General features: G+C 45.2%; 21 protein-coding genes, 1 tRNA gene and 1 pseudogene. 10 read left to right on the top strand and 13 right to left on the bottom strand.

Features of this window, described 5'->3' with window-relative positions:
- The first annotated feature begins 57 nt into the window (after positions 1–57).
- The gene (locus HZB31_07385) at positions 58–861 is read left to right on the top strand and encodes a hypothetical protein (protein MBI5847753.1); all 804 of its coding nucleotides are present in this window, start codon (positions 58–60) and stop codon (positions 859–861) included.
- A 161-nt stretch (positions 862–1,022) separates the two neighbouring features.
- Here HZB31_07385 and HZB31_07380 read toward each other — a convergent pair whose 3' ends face one another.
- The 9 genes and pseudogenes from HZB31_07380 to HZB31_07340 all read right to left on the bottom strand — a co-directional run bounded on the left by HZB31_07380 (position 1,023) and on the right by HZB31_07340 (position 8,927).
- Positions 1,023–2,198 carry an aminotransferase class I/II-fold pyridoxal phosphate-dependent enzyme gene (locus HZB31_07380; protein MBI5847752.1) on the bottom strand — a complete coding sequence of 392 codons (1,176 nt, stop codon included), beginning with the start codon at positions 2,196–2,198 and terminating at the stop codon, positions 1,023–1,025.
- A gap of 178 nt (positions 2,199–2,376) precedes the next feature.
- A complete protein-coding gene (locus HZB31_07375) occupies positions 2,377–2,793 on the bottom strand; it encodes a DUF350 domain-containing protein (GenBank protein ID MBI5847751.1) in 417 nt (138 codons plus the stop codon).
- Positions 2,794–2,810: 17 nt separating this feature from the next.
- Positions 2,811–3,980 carry a glutathionylspermidine synthase family protein gene (locus HZB31_07370; protein ID MBI5847750.1) on the bottom strand — a complete coding sequence of 390 codons (1,170 nt, stop codon included), beginning with the start codon at positions 3,978–3,980 and terminating at the stop codon, positions 2,811–2,813.
- 3 nt (positions 3,981–3,983) lie between these two features.
- Positions 3,984–4,364 carry a hypothetical protein gene (locus HZB31_07365; protein ID MBI5847749.1) on the bottom strand — a complete coding sequence of 127 codons (381 nt, stop codon included), beginning with the start codon at positions 4,362–4,364 and terminating at the stop codon, positions 3,984–3,986.
- Positions 4,365–4,370: 6 nt separating this feature from the next.
- Complete coding sequence (locus tag HZB31_07360; GenBank protein ID MBI5847748.1) at positions 4,371–4,859, bottom strand: YchJ family protein; 489 nt, start codon at positions 4,857–4,859, stop codon at positions 4,371–4,373.
- Positions 4,860–5,013: 154 nt separating this feature from the next.
- Positions 5,014–6,287, bottom strand: a pseudogene (gene glnA / locus HZB31_07355) (type I glutamate--ammonia ligase).
- A gap of 135 nt (positions 6,288–6,422) precedes the next feature.
- The gene (locus HZB31_07350) at positions 6,423–6,761 is read right to left on the bottom strand and encodes a P-II family nitrogen regulator (protein MBI5847747.1); all 339 of its coding nucleotides are present in this window, start codon (positions 6,759–6,761) and stop codon (positions 6,423–6,425) included.
- 91 nt (positions 6,762–6,852) lie between these two features.
- The gene (locus HZB31_07345) at positions 6,853–7,521 is read right to left on the bottom strand and encodes a glutamine amidotransferase (GenBank protein MBI5847746.1); all 669 of its coding nucleotides are present in this window, start codon (positions 7,519–7,521) and stop codon (positions 6,853–6,855) included.
- Between the two features lie 155 nt (positions 7,522–7,676).
- Positions 7,677–8,927, bottom strand: coding sequence for an Nramp family divalent metal transporter (locus HZB31_07340; GenBank protein ID MBI5847745.1), 1,251 nt, complete (start codon positions 8,925–8,927; stop codon positions 7,677–7,679).
- Positions 8,928–9,017: 90 nt separating this feature from the next.
- On the opposite strand from HZB31_07340, the gene nifA reads away from it, so the two are divergent.
- On the top strand, positions 9,018–10,541 hold the full coding sequence (gene nifA, locus HZB31_07335; protein MBI5847744.1) for a nif-specific transcriptional activator NifA: 1,524 nt from the start codon (positions 9,018–9,020) through the stop codon (positions 10,539–10,541).
- An 81-nt stretch (positions 10,542–10,622) separates the two neighbouring features.
- Positions 10,623–10,802 (top strand): ferredoxin, encoded by a 180-nt coding sequence (locus tag HZB31_07330; protein ID MBI5847743.1) that lies wholly within the window; start codon positions 10,623–10,625, stop codon positions 10,800–10,802.
- A 319-nt stretch (positions 10,803–11,121) separates the two neighbouring features.
- Here HZB31_07330 and HZB31_07325 read toward each other — a convergent pair whose 3' ends face one another.
- Positions 11,122–11,733: a class I SAM-dependent methyltransferase gene (locus tag HZB31_07325; protein MBI5847742.1), complete on the bottom strand. Its 612-nt coding sequence runs from the start codon at positions 11,731–11,733 to the stop codon at positions 11,122–11,124.
- A gap of 132 nt (positions 11,734–11,865) precedes the next feature.
- Here HZB31_07325 and cyaB point away from each other — a divergent pair, with 132 nt between their 5' ends.
- From cyaB to HZB31_07290, 7 genes are all read left to right on the top strand, one after another.
- Positions 11,866–12,414, top strand: a complete 549-nt coding sequence (gene cyaB, locus HZB31_07320; GenBank protein ID MBI5847741.1) for a class IV adenylate cyclase — start codon at positions 11,866–11,868, stop codon at positions 12,412–12,414.
- A gap of 72 nt (positions 12,415–12,486) precedes the next feature.
- Positions 12,487–13,230: a tetratricopeptide repeat protein gene (locus HZB31_07315; GenBank protein ID MBI5847740.1), complete on the top strand. Its 744-nt coding sequence runs from the start codon at positions 12,487–12,489 to the stop codon at positions 13,228–13,230.
- Between the two features lie 112 nt (positions 13,231–13,342).
- A tRNA-Pro gene (locus HZB31_07310) sits at positions 13,343–13,420 on the top strand.
- 146 nt (positions 13,421–13,566) lie between these two features.
- Positions 13,567–14,289: a hypothetical protein gene (locus HZB31_07305; protein ID MBI5847739.1), complete on the top strand. Its 723-nt coding sequence runs from the start codon at positions 13,567–13,569 to the stop codon at positions 14,287–14,289.
- 3 nt (positions 14,290–14,292) lie between these two features.
- Positions 14,293–14,832 (top strand): hypothetical protein, encoded by a 540-nt coding sequence (locus tag HZB31_07300; protein MBI5847738.1) that lies wholly within the window; start codon positions 14,293–14,295, stop codon positions 14,830–14,832.
- Positions 14,833–15,271: 439 nt separating this feature from the next.
- Entirely contained in the window at positions 15,272–16,102 is an 831-nt protein-coding gene (locus tag HZB31_07295; GenBank protein ID MBI5847737.1) for a restriction endonuclease, read from the top strand.
- Between the two features lie 619 nt (positions 16,103–16,721).
- Positions 16,722–17,630 (top strand): SLATT domain-containing protein, encoded by a 909-nt coding sequence (locus HZB31_07290; GenBank protein MBI5847736.1) that lies wholly within the window; start codon positions 16,722–16,724, stop codon positions 17,628–17,630.
- Between the two features lie 45 nt (positions 17,631–17,675).
- Here HZB31_07290 and HZB31_07285 read toward each other — a convergent pair whose 3' ends face one another.
- The 3 genes from HZB31_07285 to HZB31_07275 form a co-directional block, all read right to left on the bottom strand.
- Positions 17,676–18,869: a GIY-YIG nuclease family protein gene (locus HZB31_07285; GenBank protein MBI5847735.1), complete on the bottom strand. Its 1,194-nt coding sequence runs from the start codon at positions 18,867–18,869 to the stop codon at positions 17,676–17,678.
- Positions 18,859–20,790: a DEAD/DEAH box helicase family protein gene (locus HZB31_07280; GenBank protein MBI5847734.1), complete on the bottom strand. Its 1,932-nt coding sequence runs from the start codon at positions 20,788–20,790 to the stop codon at positions 18,859–18,861. Before HZB31_07280 ends, HZB31_07285 begins: the two co-directional genes overlap by 11 nt.
- A gap of 2 nt (positions 20,791–20,792) precedes the next feature.
- Positions 20,793–22,715, bottom strand: a 1,923-nt coding sequence (locus HZB31_07275; GenBank protein ID MBI5847733.1) for a class I SAM-dependent DNA methyltransferase, incomplete at its 5' end; no start/stop codon positions are given.

Here is a 22,715-nt window from a genome sequence, read left to right as displayed (position 1 = left end):
TTTTTTCTCTCCCCTTCTGTCTAACGCATCAAAGACCATCACAAAAAGGAGAAGGACATGAAAACGGTAAAGGCAGTAATCCTGGGGATCGTTATGGTATTAATGGCAGTGCCGGTATTTGCATCACGGGGCAGAAACGTAGATGTGGAGGTTGTCTCAGACAGGGGTAATGTGTTTCAGCTCATACCGCACAAGGAATTCAGCACCGGCGGCACCTATGTATTCAAACAGTATCTCGAAGCACGGAAAGGAGAGAACTACAATATCCGGATCAGAAATCACTTATCAGAAAGGATCGGGGTCGTAGTCGCCGTTGACGGCAGAAACATCATAACCGGCAAGAAGTCATATCTGGGCAGCAGCGAGATGATGTATATAGTCGAACCATACGGACAGGCACGACTTGAAGGCTGGAGGACAAGTGACGACAAGGTAAACAGGTTCTATTTCACCAGCAGCGCTGATTCCTATTCTGTCAGGACCTTCAGCGATACTTCTGCCATGGGCGTAATTGCTGTTGCGGTGTACCGCGAAAAGCAGAGGCCTGCTGTGCTCTATGAGCAGGAAAGGTCACTTGGCAAGGCTCAGGGAGCACCTGCTGCGCCTTCTGCGGCAAGGAGTGAGGCAAAAAGGGCAGCAAGGGACGAGGCAGGCACAGGCTTCGGCAATGAGCAGTATTCACCGGTCGTGAAGGTCGAGTTTGAACCGGAGAGTATTCCTGTTGAAAAGTTTCTTGTCAAATACGAATGGCGTGAGGAACTCTGCAAAAAAGGCATTATCCCGTGCAGACCTGAGCCCAAAAACCGCTTGTGGGATCGTGACGAATATGCACCCTATCCTCCTGGCTATTACATGCGATAAGCCTCACATTCACCTACCCATCTGACGTTCACGGAGTGGAATCATGTCGCATTGCAGGGCTTTTCAGCGGATTCGCCTCTCCATGTCAAGCTTTCTATCACAAACAAGAAGGGGCTGAAGATATTCTCTTCAGCCCCTTCTGAACTCAGGCAAAATACTTATTACAGCAGTTTCTTGATCTTGCTGAATGCCTCTTCGATGATCTTCGGTTCCGGCAGAAATGTTGTCCTGAAATAGACACCGTCTTCCTGCCTGCCAAACCCCGAGCCAGGCACGAAGACAACACCTTCCTTCAGAGCAGCGCGCACGAACTCGATATCCTTCCGCCATTTCGGCGTCTCAATCTTCATAAACGCATAGAAGGCACCCATAGGGACCGGAAACGAAAGCGGCATCTTCTTTGCCATCTTTATAAAGGTGTCCCGTCTCTCAAGCAGTCTCTTCTTCATATCAGCAATATAGGCCGGGTAAGAGGGATCGACAAGGGCTGCGGCTGCTGCCTTCTGGTATTCCCAATTTACAGACAGGCGCTGGTTGCAGAGGAGGAAAAATGCATTCTTCACCTCTGACCATTTGTCTCCATGAAACGTTACCCATCCTATCCGCGCTCCGGTGTAGCAAAAATCTTTCGAAAGCGAGCTTCCATATATGAACGGTATCTTGTTTCTGGCTATTTTTCTGAAGTCCACGATCTTGCCTTCAAGGATAAGCTGATCGTATGACCCATCATAAAATATTGGCACGTCGTATTCAGCGCAGAGCGCAACAACCTCGGCAAGGTTCTTTTCAGAATAGACCGAGCCCAGGGGATTGTTGGGGTTGATGATCACCATCGCCTTGGCGCCCTCGATCTTCTTTGCCAGATATGCCACATCAATCTGGCCGTCAGAATCGTGCCGGTAAAAGACGCTCTCACCCTCGAACTGTTTGGCCTTGCTCAAATAAAGCGGATATACCGGATTGGGAAGGAGCACCTTCTCACCAAACCCGATAAATGAATGGAAAAAGAAATCTATGCCCTCGGTGAGGCCTGCAACAGCAAAGACATCTTCAGGCCTGCATTTCTCGATTTTGGCCACTGTGGTCCTGAGCTCTTCGTCGCCCTCAGAAGGGGCATAGCCCTTCCAGTTTTCGTCAAGCGAGCTCTTTACCCTATCCGCTATCACCTTAAACGGCTCAAACCCGTATTGGGGGGGGTCGCCGATATTGAGGTAGATCATCTTCTTGCCCTTGGCCTCTTCGCGTTTTGCCTCCATCACAATGTCCCGGATCGGATAGCTCACCACATTCATCCGCTCTGTGGGCCGGTAAGGCAATTGACGTTTTAGATGTAACATACTTTACTCCTTAGCATTCATAGCTTAATTTCTTAATAACCGGAACAGACCTCTGCTGACAGAACAGTCAAAAACGCGGTTTATCCTTATAAAAAAGAATAACACAGGCGAAAAATAAATTGCCCGCATCTGCGGTCCGCGGGGTCCGGCAGGTCCTCAACTGCTCGGCGTTACCCTCCTAATACGTCATGCAGGCTGCGTTGATGATGCCGGTTGCGACAGAGACGATCCCGAGGAAACAGCCTGCAGCCACCTTGTTGGCCGGAATGTCAGAGACGATCCCGGGCATCGAGAGCCTCACCGCCAGAAAGGTAACGATCTGAACAACGAGGGCCACAATGCCCCATATGACCATGTCGAAAAGACTGACGCTGTGGGAGATGGCGCTCGAAAGGGGAAAGGCGAACCCGAGCAAGGCTCCGCCATAGCTCAGTGCCGCCGCAAGGTTACCGCCAGATATAAGGGCAAACTCCCTGTAGGGCGTGACCCTTCCATACACGACGAGAAAGAGCAGAACAAGCAGGACAGACGCGCCGAAGTATGCGAGAAAGGCTGTCATGCCTGCCAGTGATGTGCCAATGGTTCCTGTGATCATTCCTTTATTTCTCCTTTTTACGCCTCCAGGGCGCCTACTGTTGGTGCGTTTGGCCGGAACAGATGCGGCACAAACCGGCTGGTGTTCTTTGTGATGGGCGTATCGTCCTCGCGTATGCCAATGCCTGCAGGCAGGCCGTTAACTACCCATGACCCGATGATCGCATAGTTGCCGTCGAAACAGGGCGGTTTGGCTATCTTCTGATAAATATATCCTTCCTGCCCGTAGGTACCGTCAGTCTCTTCCCGGTAGCTCATACGACTGTCCTGCATAAGGATATTGGCCCCCTCCCGGGAAAAGAGCGGCTTGCGCACATAACCATCCTTCAGCCTTTCAGGCTCAAAGAATGCGGGCAGCAGGTTCGGATGATCCGGATACATTTCCCAGAGGACTGCAAGGGTCCCCTTGTTCGAGAGCACCATTTTCCATGCAGGCTCGAAAAATGCAACTGATGCACCAGAAATATGAGGGCCGAAATCCTCGGCCAGAAGCCACTCCCAGGGATACAGCTTAAAAAGGCAGCGTATCTCGTTTTCTTCAAGGTCATAGAACCTGTTCGTCTCGCTGCTATAACCGATATCTTCCATGAATATATGCCGGGCATCAAACCCTGTCTGAAACGCAACGTCTCTCAAATATTCTACGGTAACAAAATCCTCTTCGTGGTCTTTGGCACAGGCAAAATAGAAGGGCTGCAATATGCCCCTGGAAGAGGCGACAGCACCAAAGGCGTCCATCAGCTTTTCATGGACCGAATTGAACTGGTCCATCTCAGGAAACCGCTCCTGCAGCCAGACCCACTGGACAACTGCTGTCTCAAAAAGTGCGGTCGGCGTGTCGGCATTATATTCAAGAAGCTTCAACTCCTGTTTGCTGTCATAGACCAGGTCGAACCGCCCATATAATGAGCGATCAGCTCTGCTCCACGAATCTCTGACAAGGGCTGCGCCTGCCTCGGTGATACCCATTTTCAGGAAAAGATTATTCTTGACCACATGATCGACTGCCTCAAGACAGATGGCGTGGAGATCTTCTGTAACTGCCTCCAGATGATCAACCTGATCATTCGAAAATTCGTAGTATGCGTCCTCTTGCCAATAGGTGCTGCCGGGGGTATGAAAGGTAAAGCCGATCTCCTCCATGCGCTGCTGCCAGTTATTCCGGGGAGAGACAGTCAGGCGCTTCATGGCTTATGAACCTGAACCGTGAAAAGAGCCGAGCCTGCCGAAGCCGCCCCGGCTGACATGTGTTGAAGTTACCCGACTCAGTGAAGAGCCGGACTTTGCACCTTCGGCTACCTTCGAGAATTTGGCGCTGTCAGCAACCGGGACAGGATCGTCACCCCCGCGGGGGAAGTAGAGGGGTCTGCCGCCACGATAATAGTAATGGGGGCCGTAGTAATACCGGGTATTCTTGTCCTCTTCACACTCCTGCTCAGAACCCCAGTCCTCAATACACTTCTGTTTGGACTCGTAAAGCTCCCTGTTGGTTGCCTGCTTATGACTGCAGCCCTGGAGGCAGAGAGAGACCGTGGCAATGAGCGTTAGGGATATGGCTTTCGACCGTTTCATATCCTGTTAGAGACCGCAGCATTTCTTATATTTTTTGCCGCTGCCACAGGGGCATGGATCATTCCGCCCGGTCTTCGGCGCTTCACGGACAACCTGCTTTGCAGGCAGCGGCTCGCCGCTGACCAGATACCACATACCGTTTTTTTTGCTAAACAGAGCCCGCTCGCGATAGTCCTTTTTGCTCCCCTGCTCGGTATAGGTTACGGCAAAGGCAACCTTCCCTTCACTGTCGTCAGGGCCGCCGCCGATGGTTTCGATGATCTCAAGGTTATGCCATTCAGCGCCCTCTGCCCAGGCACGGGTCGTCTTTTCGTTGAAGTCGGCCCTGTGGTCAGGATGCAAAGAGGTGCGGAGATAGTCTATTTCCTTCATGACGTAAGCGCTGTACCGGGAACGCATAAGCTGTTCAGCAGTTTCTGCCGGTCTTTCACCTTTAATTATTGCCTGGCAGCATGCATCATACGCCAGGGTTGATCCGCAGGGGCATATATTCATATGAATCTCCTTCTGAAAAATATCGACATTATATCACAGGTCTCGATGCGCAATAGAGGCTTTCAGAGCGGAATACACTCCGCCGGGAGTACATAACAAAGGGGAAGGCAGATAACTGCCTTCCCCTTTCGACTGACCGTCTCCTGAATATGGCTTAGATGTCGTAATACAGGAAGAACTCATAAGGATGAGGGCGGAGCCTCAATGCGTCCACTTCATTCTTCCTCTTGTATGCAATCCAGGTATCGATCGCATCCTGGGTAAAGACATTGCCCTTAAGAAGGAATTCATGGTCTGCCTCAAGCGCATCGAGTGCCTCATCAAGGCTGCCCGGCATGGTCGGAACTGATGCCAGCTCCTCCGGTCCAAGATCATAGATGTCCTTGTCAAGAGGCTCCCCTGGGTGGATCTTGTTCTCGATACCGTCAAGACCTGCCATCAGCATTGCAGAGAAGGCAAGATACGTGTTGCAGGAAGGATCAGGGAACCTTACCTCGACCCTCTTTGCCTTCGGGTTTGCTGAATAGGTCGGGATACGGATCGATGCAGAACGGTTTCTTGCAGAGTAGGCAAGGTTGACCGGAGCTTCAAAGCCGGGGGTGAGTCTCTTGTATGAGTTAGTGGTCGGGTTGGTCAGCGCTGCGAGGGCATGTGCATGCTTCAGCACGCCGCCGATGTAATAAAGCGCCATCTCGCTGAGGCCTGCGTATCCATTGCCTGCGAAGAGGGGTTTGCCCTTCTTCCAGATCGACTGGTGCACGTGCATGCCGGAACCGTTGTCGCCGAAGAGCGGCTTCGGCATAAAGGTTGCGGTCTTGTTATGCCTGCGCGCTACGTTCTTGACGATGTATTTAAAGAGCATGTTTTTGTCAGCCATCTTTACGAGTGAGTCAAACCGCATGTCGATCTCTGCCTGACCTGCGGTTGCAACCTCATGGTGCTCGCGCTCAACATAGATCCTTCCATCGAGTCGATGAAGTAGTACCCGCTATGTGCGTTCTGATCGAACTGGATGCCGTCGAAGATAAAGAACTCTGCCTCAGGGCCAAAGTACGCGGTGTCGCCAAGGCCGGTGGACTTGAGATATGCCTCTGCCTTCTGGGCTATGAAACGGGGGTCTCTGGTGTACTGCTCCTTGGTAATCGGGTCAACGATGTTGCAGATAAGGCTGATAGTCGGGTATTCCATGAACGGGTCCATGAACGCGGTCTCTGCATCAGGCACGATAAGCATGTCCGAGGTGTTGATCGCCTGCCAGCCCCTGATGGATGAACCGTCAAAGCCGAGGCCTTCTTCGAATACTTCTTCCTTCAGCTCTGCAATGGGCACTGCGAAGTGCTGCCAAATTCCGGGATAGTCAAGGAACTTGAAGTTCGCCATTACTGCCTTGTTTTCCTGCGCTAACTTGATTACGTCTTTTGCTGTCATTGCTCCTCCTATATAAGTAATGAGTTATGGGTAATGAGTAATGAGTTAAAAACTTATCACGCATCACTATAGTCTTGCTCACGCGTAACGAGAAAATATCTTATCACGCATCACACTGATCACGCATTACTGCCGTTATACTGCCGTTTCTCCCTGCTCTCCTGTCCTGATCCTTATGACCTCTTCTACTGCATAGACAAAGATCTTGCCATCGCCGATCTTGCCGGTCTTGGCAACCTTCTCTATGGTCTGTACAACCTTGGCAGAAAGACTGTCCGAAGTGACGATCTCTAGTTTGATCTTGGGGATAAAATCAACGATATACTCAGCCCCGCGATACAGTTCTGTGTGGCCCTTCTGTCTGCCGAACCCCTTAACCTCGGTTACGGTCATGCCCTGAATGCCAATCTCGTTCAGCGCGTCCTTCACCTCGTCAAGCTTGAATGGCTTGATGATTGCCTCTATCTTCTTCATGTCTCACCTCCTGTGTTCAGGTGTTAGGGATTAGGGCTCAGGGATCAGTATCAATACTAAAACCCAAACTCTAAAGCCCAGCCCCGGTATTTTAAAAGAATGCCTTATAGAAATTCTCTGCCCTTGCAGCATAGTCTGCGTAATATGCTTCGGTCTCCTGATCGAGCTTCTTCAGATCAACAGGCTCATTTTTCAACCAATCGGAGATCATCTGTCTGGACACTTCGATATGGAACTGAAACGCGTAGGCATTATTGCCATACCTGAACGCCTGGTTCGGATACAGGTCAGATGCTGCGAGCCGCTCTGCCCCCTGTGGTATGTCAAAGGTCTCTCCATGCCAGTGGAAGACTTTGCAACTGCTGCTGTCAGGCGCAAGATAAGCCATAAGCGGGTCCTGTGTACCGGCATCTTTCAGCTCAATATCATACCAGCCGATCTCTTTTTCCCTTCCAGGGTATACTCTTGCACCGAGCGCCTTTGCCATGAGCTGCGCGCCGAGGCAGACACCAAAAACTTTTTTGCCGTCTTTCATGAACTGCTCGGCAAGCTTCATCTCCTGAGTCAGATAAGGATACTCAGCCTCATCGTTGACGCTCATCGGCCCGCCCAGCATAAGCAGGGTATCATAGCCTGCGGCAGAATCGATTGCGTGACGCGCAAGGTCTATAGTCGTATGGTGCATATTGTTATGCACGAGAAAATCCTCGATAGTGCCCGGGCCTTCGGTCGAAATGTTCTTTAATATCAATATGGACATAAGAGTATTCCTGATTTCTAAGTAGTGCAATATAGCTGCCATAGTCTCTTTTCTTTAAAAACAATCGGTTATCGTCCATTGCCATGCCATAATTGCCTGATATTCAGGCATATCTGTATAAAAAACAGGCACCGGGCAATGCTTGGGAACCCGGCTCAAAGCACCTTGATCAGCAGCATGATATTCAGGACAGAAACGATCACTGCCGAGACCCAGAGCACGATCTTGTCCCGGCTGGAGTTTGAAAACTTGCCCATCACGCTTCTGGAAGAGGTCAGAGCAATAAGAGAGAAGATGGTCCAGGGCAATTGCAGACTCAGGGCGATCTGGCTCCAGATAATGCCCTGAAAAGGGTCTTTCAGAAAAAAAACAATCAGAAGGGCACCGGCAAAGGTGATGATGATGCCGATGCGGGAATGGGAGTCTGCCATATCAAAGGGTTCCCGGAACATGCCGGCAAAGATGCTGCCGCCTGCCATGGCAGCAGTGATTGAAGACGAGAAACCTGCCAGCAAAAGAGCAAGCGCAAATACCACTCCGCTGGCATTGCCCAGGAGCGGTTTCAGCGTTGCCTGGGCCTGGGGCAGGTCCGTAACTACAGTGTCGTTTGCATGAAAGACCGCAGCAGCCACCAGTATTATGGCGCTGTTGATTGCCCAGCCCACAAGCATGGCAGCCAGGGTATCAATGAACTCATACTTGAGCTGCTTTTTTATCACTTCTTCGCCCTCAATATTCCATTGTCTGCTCTGTATGATCTCTGAATGGAGAAAAATGTTATGAGGCATCACAACAGCCCCCAGCACGCTCATCATAATCGGCAGCGAGCCGGCAGGCAGTGCAGGCACAACCCAGCCCTTTGCTGCCTCGCCCCACTGCACAGGAACCAGACTCAGTTCAAAGATAAAGGCAAGGCCGATAAGAGAGACAAAACCGATGATCCATACCTCAAGCCTTTTGTAACTGTTTGTGATCAGCATGATGCAGGCCAGGACCGCGGTAATCGTTGCGCCGATCGTAAGCGGCAGCCCAAAAAGCATGTTCAGGCCGATGGCAGCGCCCAGGATCTCGGCAAGGGCGGTCGAGACAGAGGCCAGCATGGCGCTTCCGAGGAATATCCTGCTTGCGGGTTTCGGGAAATGCAATGTCGCCGACTCGGAAAGGCAGAGACCGGTGGCTATCCCCAGATGCGCTGCGTTATGTTGGAGCACAATGAGCATGAAGGTCGAGAGTGTAACCATCCAGAGCAGCGAATAGCCGTATTGCGAGCCGGCAGCGACATTAGAGGCCCAGTTGCCGGGATCGATAAAACCTACGGTCACCAGAAATCCGGGGCCGATATATTTGAGGATCTCCAGCGCACCGAGCTTTGGACTGTGCCTGCCGAACAGGGACTTCGGGTTCATGCTGACATTCTACCGCCTTTTGTGCAGAGTGTGCAGCAGTTCATCGATATAGTGTATTATTTTAGAGCGTTTCCCAATACCATGACCATCATGAAAAACGATAAGACCCTTGAACTGACAGCGCTCTACGAGATCAGCAAACTCCTCGGTTCATCGCTCAACCTGAAGCAGAACTTCAGGGGCGTAATGCGCGTGCTGTCGGAATACCTCGATATGAAGCGCGGCACCGTCGCTCTCAGAAATAATAACGAGGTCTCGATTCTTGCCGCTCACGGCATGTCAGAGGAAGAGATCAAACGAGGCAGATACAAGCTTGGAGAAGGGATCATTGGCCGTGTTGCCAAGCTCGGCTCGCCGATCGTTATCCCGAATATCGGAGACGAGCCGCTCTTTTTGAACAAGACCGGCGCCCGCCAGATGATCAGGAAGGAGAATGTTGCGTTCCTCTGTGTTCCGATCAAGTTCAAAAACGAAGTCCTCGGCGTGCTGAGTGTTGACAGGCTCTTCGGCGCAAAGGGCGTCTCCTTTGAAGAAGACCTGAGGCTTCTGAAGATCATTGCATCGCTCATGGCCCAGTCCGTCAAGCTCCATCTGGAAGTGGAGAAAGAGCGCGAGGCCATGCAGGAAGAGAAGGAACTGCTTAAGCAGCAGCTCAAGTCCAGATATAAGGTAGAAAACATCATAGGGCAGTCTGACAGCATGCAGGAGGTATTTGAAGCGATACACCGGGTGTCACCGTCTAAGGCAAACGTTCTTCTGCGCGGGGAAAGCGGCACCGGCAAGGAACTCGTTGCCAAGGCCATCCATTTCATGAGCCCCCGCGCCAAGGGCCCGTTCATCAAATTCAACTGTGCGTCCATCCCCGAGGGGCTGCTTGAATCGGAGCTGTTCGGCCATGAAAAAGGTTCGTTCACCGGCGCGGCTGCATTGCGCAAGGGACGGTTCGAGCTTGCGGACAGCGGAACGATCTTCCTTGACGAGATCGGAGACCTGCCCCTTGCGCTCCAGCCCAAAATCCTTCGGGTGCTCCAGGAAAAGGAGTTCGAGCGCGTGGGGGGAGAAAAGACGATTAAGGTCGATGTCCGTCTTGTCGCGGCAACAAGCAGAAACCTCGAAGACCTGGTAAGAGAAGGCGCTTTCAGGGAAGACCTGTACTACCGGTTGAACGTTGTGCCTATTTATCTGCCTGCGCTTCGCCAGCGCAGAGAGGACATACCTCTGCTCCAGGAATACTTCCTCGATAAATACAACCAGGAAAATAACAGGGCTGTGCAGATCACGCCAGAGGTGCTGAACATCATCATGAACTATGACTGGCCCGGCAATGTGCGGGAGCTTGAAAATACGGTAGAACGCCTCGTCGTCATGAGTGGAGGCAAAGCAGCGACCAGGGCCGACCTGCCGGTCAATATCCGGGACCACTCCTTTAAGGTAAAGTTTGCCGCGCAGATGAAGGATGCGCTGCCCTCTGCCATTGAGAATATTGAAAAAACAAAACTCATTGAGGTGCTCTCGCGGACCGGCTGGAATCAGGCAAAGGCCGCCCGCATCCTCGGCATCACCCCGCGACAGATCGGTTACAAGATAAAGAAGTACAACCTTAAACAGTCGTGATCATTCCTGCATTCTGCGGCTGATTATCCTGCGCCCATGCTGCGTCACATCACATGAGTCTGAAAGAAAACGGGAGGAAGATTGATCCCCTATATTGATTACAGCAAATGCACGGGCTGCTCCGCCTGTGCTGAATTATATCCCCTGTTTTTCGAGATGAGAGATGACAGAGCATGGTTCATTAATTTTGAAAAGTTTATTTATGCTGAACATGGCAATATCATTTACTCCTGCCCCTTCCGCGCTATTGTTATCGAGTAGTACGAAGACGCCTGATAAACAAAAATAGATATTGACGGACAGTCAAAAGAGCGCTAAGATGAAATCAGGAAGAAGACATAGGAAACTCTGAGCCGGAGGTTGAGCGGTTGGTGAGTTAAACACGGGAGAAGATTCCGATGTTAACGTCAAGGACGGCTCCCCCGCAGGACATAAATCGACCTCTGGTTCGGAGCTTAAAAGAGCGTTAGGGAGCCATAAAAGGATTGTGGGCATTCTGTGACGGCAGAGCATTTTAAGCGTCGCGGTTTTACCAAGCTATATCCTGGAATGGCTCTTTTTATGTACATTCTTCTTCTTTTCACTGAAAGGGCGTTTTGTATATAAACATCGTAAAATCGTACAAAATCCGGTCATGCCTGAGTGCAACAAATGGAGAGAGATTCCTGACAGCAAAGCCGAAGATATCCTGGGGCGAAGTGTAGTAGAGTTCAAAGTCTTTTTTCGGATTCAGGTCTGAGAGCGCATTAAAAGCCAACCCTCTGCGGCAATGCTGAAAAAGCCTGGTCAAAGTGTTCCGTATATCCTCATCAAGCCCGGCCATTCTGAGATTGAATACGCCACAGAGAAAAATATAGTCAAAATCTTCGGCAAGGGTATCACAGGCAAGATCAAACACCCTAAAGCGGGCAGAGGGGTGCTTCGTTTTTGCAAGGGAAATGAGTTTTTCATTAATATCATACCCGGTGTAATCGACCTCTATGCCTCGGTCAGCAAGAAACTGACAAAGATCGCCCTTCCCGCAGCCAAAATCCAGGATCTTCGCCTGGTCAAGTCTGCCAATATCGAGCAGACATTCATAATGCAAACGCTGCCCCTGATCACTCCACCGGACAGCCTCAGGTCTGTCTCCATGGAGCTGCAGATTCTTGTCAAAGAATGAAATCACATATTCTTTTGAAAGTTCGTCCATATACCTGCCTCGTTCAAAACAGCGGTGAAAACAGAAAACAGAGCAACATCGTCATAAAAATATCTCCGGCCTCTATCTGCATTTTGATTATCCAACGGTATATAATTATAGCGAATGAACCACGATAATAACATGAACTCCACGATGACAGAGATAGAGGTCAAAATCCTCGAGATTAACAGAGAGTCGGTTGAACAGAAGCTTATTGCCCTTGGGGCAAAAATGACTTTTGACGATGAAATGCATGCCATTTACTATGATCTGCAGGATGACAGACTGAAAAAGGCCGGGAAAGCGCTCAGACTGAGAAAAGAAGGCAAAAGAACAATCCTTGCACTCAAGGTTCATAGGGAAAACAGGTTGGCAAAAGAGCGCGCCGAGATCGAGGTTGAGGTCTCCGGATTTGAGGAGATGAAAACGCTCCTCGAAGGCCTCGGGTATACGCCGTGGCTTGAGATGCAGAAGCACAGGACAAGCTACGAATATGGGGGCACACGCTGCGAGCTTGACCATTATTGCGGCGAGCATGCCTTCATTCCTGAATTCCTTGAGATAGAGGGAGGGGACATAGAAACCATATACGGCTGCGCTGAAACCCTGGGCTTCAGCAGACTCAGCTGCCTGCCCTGGGATGCAGCCGAACTTATTACGTATTATGCTCTTAAAAATAAAGATCATTAGGAATTCGGCAGCATGTCCGAAAGGCAGTTTCTTCTTTACTTGCCCTCCGGCATCTGTTAGGGTAACTTACTTATGATGATTGTCCTGAATACCGAGGCAATGAAACTGCCCATGCGTATGTTTTTTCTCTTTTTTCTCATCTTCACGATTTCCTGCGCTTCATTCGTTACGGATAGCGCTACGCAAAATTCAGCCGCGCGCTATAAAATAGGAGTCGGCTATTATAGTGAAGGCAAGGTCCAGCAGGCGTTTGTGGAGTTCCAGCATGCTTACGAAATGAACCCGCAAAACAAGGAAGCCGTCTATGGGATAGGCATAATCTATCTGCTTGATTTTGATGAAACAATAAAGGCAATCGAGTTTTTCGAAAGGGCGGTAAGGATTGACCCTGACTATTCAGATGCCTATAACAACCTGGGCTATGCACATGCAAAAATCGGCAAGTTTGATGCCGCAATCCCTTATTATAAAAAAGCCGTATCAAACCTTTTTTATCCCTCCCCTGAAAAGGCATTTGTCAACATGGGGAAAGCCTATTATCGACTGGGCAGACACGATGAAGCTGCGGCAGCGTATAAGGAGGCGATCAAGCGGGCTCCGAATTTTGATCTTCCCTATTTAGGTCTTGCGCTTTGTTACAATGCAGCAGGCAAATATGGCGATGCTTCAGCCGCACTTTCTCACGCCATAACCCTAAGTAATCAGTACAGAGGGAACATCAAAATGGCTGCCGATGATTTTTTAATACGCAAGCTCGGCGCAACGGGCTATGACCAGAAAGACTACGCTGACTACCTTGAAATACTGAAATATTGATCTCTTTTGACTGCATTCCGAAATCTTTTAGCCTTTTATTGACATTTCCCATTCCGAAATCTTTTAGCCTTTTATTGACATTTCCTTTTTGTCTCCTGTATTTTAAATAGTTCGGGGCGTAGCGCAGCCTGGCTAGCGCACCTGCCTTGGGAGCAGGGGGTCGGAGGTTCGAATCCTCTCGCCCCGACCATTCCTCCCATTGATTTTAAAGGATTTCCCCTTCCAAAACCCCCTAAATTCAGTTGCATGGCAGTTGCATGGACTTAACAAAAAATCTTATGCAATATTTCACTTAAATGTTACAGTCAATGAAGCAATTACTTAACTGAGGTCCTTATGCCAAAAATTGACATTAAAGAGATTTGTGCTGAGTTTGAAGGCAAATTGCATATATTCATGGATGAAGTGCTATGTTTAGAAGATAGTTACTTTGCTCCAAGAACTGTTTATAAAATTCTTTCTGAAAATGGCAATATTCACCGAGCAGTCAATGGGAACGGATTCTTTTGGCAGAGAGTGTTGAACTCTTTTCAGGTTAATTTCTTCATGACATTAGGAAGAATATTTGACTCACGTGATGATTCATTTTCTATTTATCAGTTGGTGGCTTACTGCAAGAACAATTTAGCGATATTTTCGAAAGAGCAGTTGGCGGTTAGAAAAAGCAAGGACTTAACCCCTGACCAAGTAGTCGAATACATGCGAGACATCCCTGAACAGATTGTTAGAGCCAACGAATTTGATGAGCTTGAGCAAGAAATAAATGGTCAACGAGACATATACAGGCGGAACTATATTCAGATTAGAAGTGCTATCTTTGGACATAAGAGCTTGAGAGTAGTCGGTAATGAGGATAATTTATTTGCCAGAACATCAATCTCTGAAATCGAATCTATGATTGAATTTCTTAATAAGACCAGTATAAGCATTTGGGAACTTTACAATAATGGTCGCACTTTGAACATAGCCAATACCACTCCCTCAAGCGACTTTAGAAACATAATTATTCAAGATGTGGAAGACGTTCTGAATAAACTGGTAAGAAGAGAGACTTCGTAACAAGTGACCTTAATCCACTGCACAGCCAAACTCCTGAAGGAACTCGGAAACCCTCCCCTCCAAAATCCCGATAGCCCTACCCCTGAAGGTCTCGGTAATTGGTACGCCAACCTACTGAGGATAGACCGTAGGAAGTGTATCCTGTTCACCAATGAGAAAACCCTGTATTCCTTCCTCATCACAAAGGTCAAAAAAGAAAACCTACAAAATATTTTTGATGAATTCCTGTTCAACCTCAATATGAACCTTCAGGCAGAGGGGTTCTCTCTTGAGGTCATAACTAAGGTCATGTCTGAGTACACGGACATGGGGTTTGCTAAAACGGCAAGCAAGACGGTATTAGGGGCTATGACTCAGCTAATGTTTGAAATTGAGATTCTGATTGAGATGAAAGAAGGCTTGGAGAACGTCAAAGTTCTTGAGATGAACAAGAACATCAACAGAAGCCTGATGAGAGGCAGCAGACACCTCCACCCGATAGAGATGCTTCAGGAGCTTCTAACAGGAGTGGAAGTACCAAGACCAAGGGTGAGGACAATATAGCCGTTCAAACGCAAGGAAGGGCAAGGGGAGGGTTTTAAAGCGGGATTAGACTAAGAGGCGGGAACGCTTAAGAAGCGTAGCGGAATTGCCAACCGCTTCTTAAGCACTTAGCCAAAAACAGAGAACAATTGTCATAGGCTTCGCTCTTGCACTGCTTCAACCTTAACGATGCTCCTATTTTCAGGGATGTCACGGATGCCTTGCATTCATCAGCAGTATCATCACAGTACGGGCATACTTCTTCAGTAGCGTCTTTTGCTATTTGGTTCATTTTGTCTACCTCCTTTCTATTAGATTTATGACTATGAACATTTTAAAAGGAGAAGGTTACAGGAGTATTACAGAAATATTAATTTTTGTTGTTCCTGCTGTCTTTATCTTATCTATCACATAACGCTATAATTTCCCGTGAGATTTCTGTGAGGGGAAGGTAACTGATTTGAGAAAAAAGAGCCTTGTTGAAGACATCTTAGAAGCAGCATTCAAGAATCCTATTTTTGGTATTGTTATAAGTCTCTTTCTTGTTGGGTTAGGATTATACCTGACAAACAAGCAAGCCCCTGTTGGTGCAAAATCAAGCGAGATGATGTTCCTACCTGCTATGCACATGTTCGGTAAAGTCAGCTATATTTTTTCCGCTATTGTCCTGATTGTCACTGGTATTGGCTATGCTGTGATTTCGACTAAAAAGAAGAATCAAACAGTTTTCTTTGGAACAAGAAGAACCCTTGATGATTTAAAGAACCTGTCATGGAAAGAATTCGAAGAATATGTAGGGTCAATGTTTGATAAAATGGGCTTCTCGGTTGAAGTAACAGGGGGATTGAAAGATGGGGGCATTGACCTGACAGTAAGGAAGGACGGAAAGACATCCTTAGTTCAATGCAAAAACTATAGGGTCAGCAAAGTCAGCCTTTCTATGGTTCGTGATTTTTATGGAGCGATGAACGCAAACCTAAACTATGAGGCTGGCTATTTTATTACCACAGGTATCTTTACCCTTGATGCCAAGCAATTTGCAGAGGATAAACCTATTGAATTGATTGACGGGGCAAAGCTGATGGATTATGTGAATCTGACTCCCCCGAAGACAGCACCTCAGAGAGCTGGGGCAACAAAGCAAGCAGCACCCTCAGATAGCCCTGTTTGTCCCAAATGCGGTTCGAATATGGTCAGGAGAACAGCTAAGAAGGGTAATATGGCTGGTTCACAGTTTTGGGGGTGTTCTGCTTATCCAAAATGTAACGGCACGAAGAGCATCAGTTCATAAGATGACCACCGAGATATATGAAGGGGTCATAATCCCTGCCTGATGGGTCAGACCACCTGCCGTAATAGCCCTAAAATGCGTCTATCAGGGGGTGCCATAGGTTTCTGGACACACAGGTCATACAGATATGCCAATGCACCCTGTGAAAACGGTCTGAGGGCTATCTGTAGAGAGACCCTTAAGAGACCACTCGCTCATAATGCAACCGTCAAGAATACCTATCAAAATCCTGCTCCGCTTGTTACTTTTGTCTAAACCTTTACCACGTGTGTTCGTGAGCAAACCTGTTTTTCACAAGACAATGATAATTGATAATTGCTTTTATGTGGCGGTATAGTATGACATTACAATCTTCTGAATAATATTTTATGGAGGCTATTATGGGTTTGCCAAGAACTTTTGTCGGCTTCAGTAGCACTGATATTAAATATTATAGGCTCATGAAAGCATGGAAGGAAAATAAGAACATTGACTTCGATTTTGCTGACTGTCAATTGGATGATGATATAAATTCTCATTCCTTATTCCCCGTATATTATTAAATTTGCCCTTGAAGATTACACAATGCACGAAAAAGGCAATTATAAATATAACGATGGGGTCTACAAAAAGCTTGGTTATGACTAAACCCGTGCCGAAGAACGACTTTGATAGAAAAATAATAGGCCCAGATTCTTACGAGTATTTTAATGATATTTCCAAGATATGCCAAAAGAAGTATATGGGACTCCTAAAAGGGCAAATTGGATTATTGTTAGGAATCGCTTGTATATCAGTCATTCCTCCAATAACAAAATATGAAAATATACAACTATTTGCACAGCTAATTCTTATCGTTATTGTGCTAATTCTAATGGTAATTCAATATAAAGAAAATTACGTGGCAGGATGGCAGAAGGCTAGATTCCTATCTGAGAGCATCATGAGCAACTGCTGGTTATTTATTTTTAAATATGAAAATTACGATACAAGTTATGAGAAAGCCTTATTAATTTTCCATGCAAGAATAAAGGAAATGAAGAAAGAAATTGATATAAATAAATTCTTATCTATTACAAAGACACCTAACAATGACAGTGATAATCCTAAATGGATTATGAATTCATTTGATAAGAACATTGATGATAAAAAAAATATTTATATCAAGCAGCGTATTGCCGACCAAATACGTTGGTACACAAAGAAAGCAGACTATAATGCTATTAACAGCAAGGTTTATTTTTTGGCGGGTCTAATTTGTATGGTAACTGGAATGCTGCTAACGATTTTGGTGCTTATGAAATATATTCCTAATCTTTCGTATCTGGGGTTTTTTACAACAATTGCAGCAAGTATTTTTTCTTGGACACAAACCAAGAGATTCGAAGAACTGAAAACAACTTATAGCGTGACAGCGGATGAACTGAACGATTTCAAGAAACTAATTTTAAATTCAACTTCAGAAGCTGAATTAAGAGAAATAATATTTAGCACAGAAAAGGCTATTAGTCGAGAGCATAAATTATGGTTCAGCAAAGTCATAGAATGATACTTAATGAATAGAAAATTGTTTAGGTTCGGCAGGGCTGAATTCTCACCTTTTTATAATCGTCTCATTGGTATTATCATACCTAAATCTAACAATATCGCCCGATACAATAAGCTTTACTGCCTCCTCTATGACACTTAAAGGAGCAATAAACCATTCTCTTGGTGTGTGTCGGTTTCCGTCTTTGTCAAACACGTCAATGTTTAGGCATGAGTTGCCGAAAAAATTATGAAGCAATAGTTCTAACTTCTGTGGGTTCATGTTGTAACACTTATAAGCCATGACAATTCTAACGTCAGCCATTAGATAAGTCGGTTCCTGACTGGCATTCTTTATTCTCTCATCAACTGCTATTTTGGAGAAACCAATTTTGTACAGGTGTTGTATTTCCCTTATTTCTTGCTTGTCACTCTTTGATTTGAGAATATAAATAAACCCTGCTTCTTCATCTTCGTCTGTTATGTTGCTGAATTTCTCAATGAAGCCTTCATTAACCTTGTCTATATTTTCTGAAACTGCTTTACCATTTGCTAACAGTGCTTTGTATAAAGAACGATAAAGCATATTGGATTCCGTTCCATTTTCAAAAATAACTCTCGTTCTTCCATCTTTTCTTATACGGCTACCACTTTTGAATGGCCGAACTTCCTCTTCAAAGTCTACGTTCTCTAACAAAAGCAAGACCCCATTGTGAACGTAAAAAATACCAGCTTTCAAATTATCCTCTGTGAAAGTAAGCAGCTTGCGTTTACCGTTTGACAGGTCTTTTTGAACTTCCTTAAACTGTTCTTCATATTTGGCAAAGTCTCTACAGGGTTTGCGTCTTGCAATAAAATCAGCAATAGCTCTTTCGTCTTGCTCTCTAACATGTTTAAAGTCAAAAAGGCCTTCCGAATCATCGTCAAGCAAACCCATTGTATCATCATTCAAAATGTCGTCTAACGAATTGATTTGCTTTTGCTCATAGTTTAACAAACCAAACTTGTCATAGCTTTTGAGCAGTTCCATTTTTGTCGGGTTCTCTCTAAGTGATTTTAGTCTTGAATACAATTGATGTTCTTGTATGCCCCCGCCTTGTTCGGGTTCTCGGCTGTTCTTCTCGAAGAAGTCATTTATCTCTTCGAATGAAGCAATGAGTCGTTCATCTTCATTTCTTGAAGGCGAGGTTGAAGGCTTTATATTTAGCAAACCAAAAGGGTCATCATTAAATATATCTTGTAATGACTTCTTATCCGACATTGTTCTGTTTTCTTTTTTGTTCTTTTATATAAATCAACACTTCTGCCATTCTCTTTTCAAGAGGGTCTGTTGAATTAAGATTAGGCTCACGTTTGAATGTAGAATAAAAATCTTTTATTTTTGTCCACATTAATACAGCCTCTTCTTCACTAACTTGAATTCGTGTTAATTGAATGACATCTTGTATCACTTTCAACACTTTTGCAGTTACATCTTTCGATAAAATCTCAAATGCCTTTTGGAATGGATTAATTCGGTCTATCAAATCAATGTGCAAATCATCAATGTTTACAAACTGACCAGCCATTCTTATAAATCTTTTATCGCCAACTTCTTTAATTTCTCCGCTTTTAATTACAGAATCAACCACTACATACTGGCGTACTTCTTCTACTTCTTGCTCTGATAAATCAGGATATTTGATTTGAATGATTTTGGGGATTAAGACCTTATTTATTACTTCAGAGTCAATATTGCCTGGCATCGCTTTCAGCATAGTGTCGTCTTGCAGAATGGTAGCCTTTAAATCATTCAGGTCAGATTCAATAATGTCCTTTACTCGCTTTGAACTTGGTGTTTTAAACCCTCTGATTTTTATTTCCCCTGCTTCGGCTTTGTCATCATCAGAAAGTTTAGTTTTAAACTTAAAATTGGGTGCCAGTACCTGTTCCATTAGCAGCGATGCAGTAATAGCTTTCAACATGTTGTTTACCGATAGCCTAACCAAATCATCTGCTGCATCTGGTTGAGCTATTAAGTTAGTAAACTGAGCATGGCTTTTATTGCTGCTGTCTCTAGTGCAACGCCCAATAATTTGAATGATTTCCGTTAACGAACCTCTATAACCTACGGTCAATGCATGTTCGCAGAAAGGCCAGTCAAAACCTTCTTTTGCCATACCTAAGGCAATTATCAAATCCATATCATCAAGTACTTTGATTTCTCGCAGATAAGTAATCACTTTCTCTCGGTCTCTCGGATTATCATTTACCAAATCGGCAACTTTCAAAAGCTTACCGTCTGAATGTCTTTTTACAAATATGATTCCTGTTTCGGGGTCAACCTTTGTAACATCTCCAATTGCATCTATGATAGTATCAACTTCATTGTGCTTGTCTTTGGTTGATTCTCCTGAATTTACGTTTGGTATGTGCAGTATCGTCTTTTTATCTGTATCCAATATTTCAAGAATGGCAGAAGCGTATCTTCCTTGATAAAAATGGTAGCCAATGCCTAATGATTTTAAATAGGTGTATCCGTTAAGCTGCTCATAGTAATTGTAAGTTACTTTGGTGAATTTGGCTTCATCTTCAGGCAATAGGACGGGGAAGGTGTCTCCACGAAAATATGAACCTGTCATAGCTACGATATGAGCATTTGACTTAGCCATTATACTTCGTAACAATTCACCTAAACGGCTGTCGGCATCGGCTGAAACGTGGTGAAATTCATCTATAGCCAAAAGGGTGTTATTAAATTGTGATTCTTCCACTTCTTCAAATGCAAAGCGGAGAGTAGCATGAGTGCAAATCAATATCTTTTCATCATTATCTAAAAAGTTCTTGAAAGCCTGAACTTTGCTTTTACTTCCATCCATTCCAGGAGTACATAGGTTATATTCATCAGTTGGCTCCCAATTTGAGAAAAAGCCAAAGTCTTTCAATTTGGTTTTGCCAAATGAACCGCCAATTGTTTTTTCGGGAACGGCTACAATAACTTTCTTCAATCCTTGGTGAACTAATTTGTCCAAAGCAATAAACATCAAGGCTCTTGACTTACCAGAAGCAGGTGGGGCTTTCAATAAAAGGTATTGAGCATCTCTTGCCTGATATGCTTTTTCCTGCATTTCACGCATACCCAAGCTATTTATTTTTGAGCTTTGCCCTGTTTGAGCGTAGGTCACATGCACAATATCAGGCATAATTATTTCCTTTTCCTTTTTGCCTTAGTTTGGTCAAAAATCAAATCTCCATTTCGCTCTGCTATCATTTGCTCATAGAGTTTAAACAGATACTCAAGACGTTCCTCATCACTTTCAAAGGGTTTGCTTCGGTAGCAGCGTTCTACAGCAAGGTCTAATTGATGGTGTGCTTCCATTAAACCCTGTGGCATTTTATCAGGGTCGTAAAGTTGAGCAAGTGTTTTTTCCGAGTGGCGTTCTCGTGCTTCAAGAACTCTAAGCACTGCATAGGTAATATGTTGTTTTTGTTCCTCTGAAATCTCAGGAAAAGGAAATGAATTGTAAGCAAGATTCACTGAATATCTAATACGTGATTCAAGTTTTCCAGAAACGGCCTGTGTCCAACACATATGCATTTTTGATGCTATTAAACCCATCATATAAGGTTCAGCATCGTAAACCACAAAAACGCCATTGCTTACTATTGCTCTATTTGTTAAGAAGCCAACGGGTAAATATGTTCTTTTTTCAGAACTTGTCATTGGTAAAATAATTGCGTCTTTATCTTTATGTTTTCGGTAGAAGAATCTATGCGGTACGTTTGCAGCCTTTTTTGCATCCCTACCTGCTCCTAATCTATATTCTCTACATTTATCAACTCTATCTTTGATTGATTCTATCTTTAACGCCTCTTTTATTTCGTTGTCATCAACCCAAATGCAAAATCTTTCTGTTCCATCTACAAAATCACCACCACCAATAAATGATTTTATAAATTTCCCCGAATTAGGATTTGATTTAATGAATGCTGCCTTTTCATCTGAACTTAATATCAAATTACCACCATCTATCCCACTACTTCCCAAAATCATTTCAGGAAAATTAGATAATGGCGACTTTCTTTGTGTCATTATTACGGGGTTGCCTTCTATTAAGTATGGGCTTATACTTTTTACAATTTTACTCCTGCCTTCTGAGAAAATTAATTTATTACTTAAATTTTCATTCTGAATACCAAGTATAACGCAAGTAACTCCTGCGTTACCTTTTGCATTGTTAGTCCATTTGAATGGCTGAAAGGCAAAGCAAATTTCCTGTTTTTTAGAGAAAATATGAGGCCATAGCAGACTTACTTGTTCTCCTTGACAAATTGAATTTGTAGAAACAAAAGCATAACGAGAATTAATATCTTGGATGTAATCAGTCGCTTTTACAAACCAGCACCCTATGTAATCTAAGCGTTGAATATTTCCGATATTGTTCAAAGCAAAATCCATATCAGCCTTCTGTTCTTTGCTTCGCTCGTTGAAACCCAAGTAAGGCGGATTTCCTAAAATATAAATCTCATCTCCGTCCTTTTTTGGACAAACGTTTTCCCAGTCTATGCGGCAAGCATTACCATGTGCAATATTGCCTGTTTCTTTTAAAGGTAAGGCTGGTTTGGTTCGTCCAAATTCCTTAAGGAACTCTTGGTTCATCTGATGCTCTGCCAGCCATAGAGACAGAATGGCTATTTCGTGTGCAAAGTCGTCTAATTCAATGCCATAAAAATTACTCAAACTGATATTAGAAAAGGCAAAGCTGTTCATCGTCTTAAAGATTTTCATTTCCAATCTGCGAAGTTGTTTGTAGGAAATAATCAAAAAGTTACCGCTACCACAGGCAGGGTCAAATATTTTGATGTTCTGGATTCGTTGAAGCAGTGCATAGAGTTTTTTGCTATTGCCCTTCGCTGCTTCAAATTCTTCGTACAATTCATTCATAAAAAGTGGCTCAATCACTTTCATGATGTTAGGTACGCTGGTATAGTGCATACCCAAGCCACCACGTTGCTCAGGGGAAATCACAGCCTGAAACATAGAGCCAAATATATCGGGGTTAATGGCACTCCAGTCTAATTCGCCACTGTTAATAATGGCTTGTCGGCTTCGTCTTGTAAATACAGG

This window comes from Nitrospirota bacterium (genome assembly GCA_016235245.1).
Classification (GTDB): domain Bacteria; phylum Nitrospirota; class Thermodesulfovibrionia; order Thermodesulfovibrionales; family UBA6898; genus UBA6898.
This window is presented reverse-complemented; position numbering and strand designations above follow the sequence as displayed.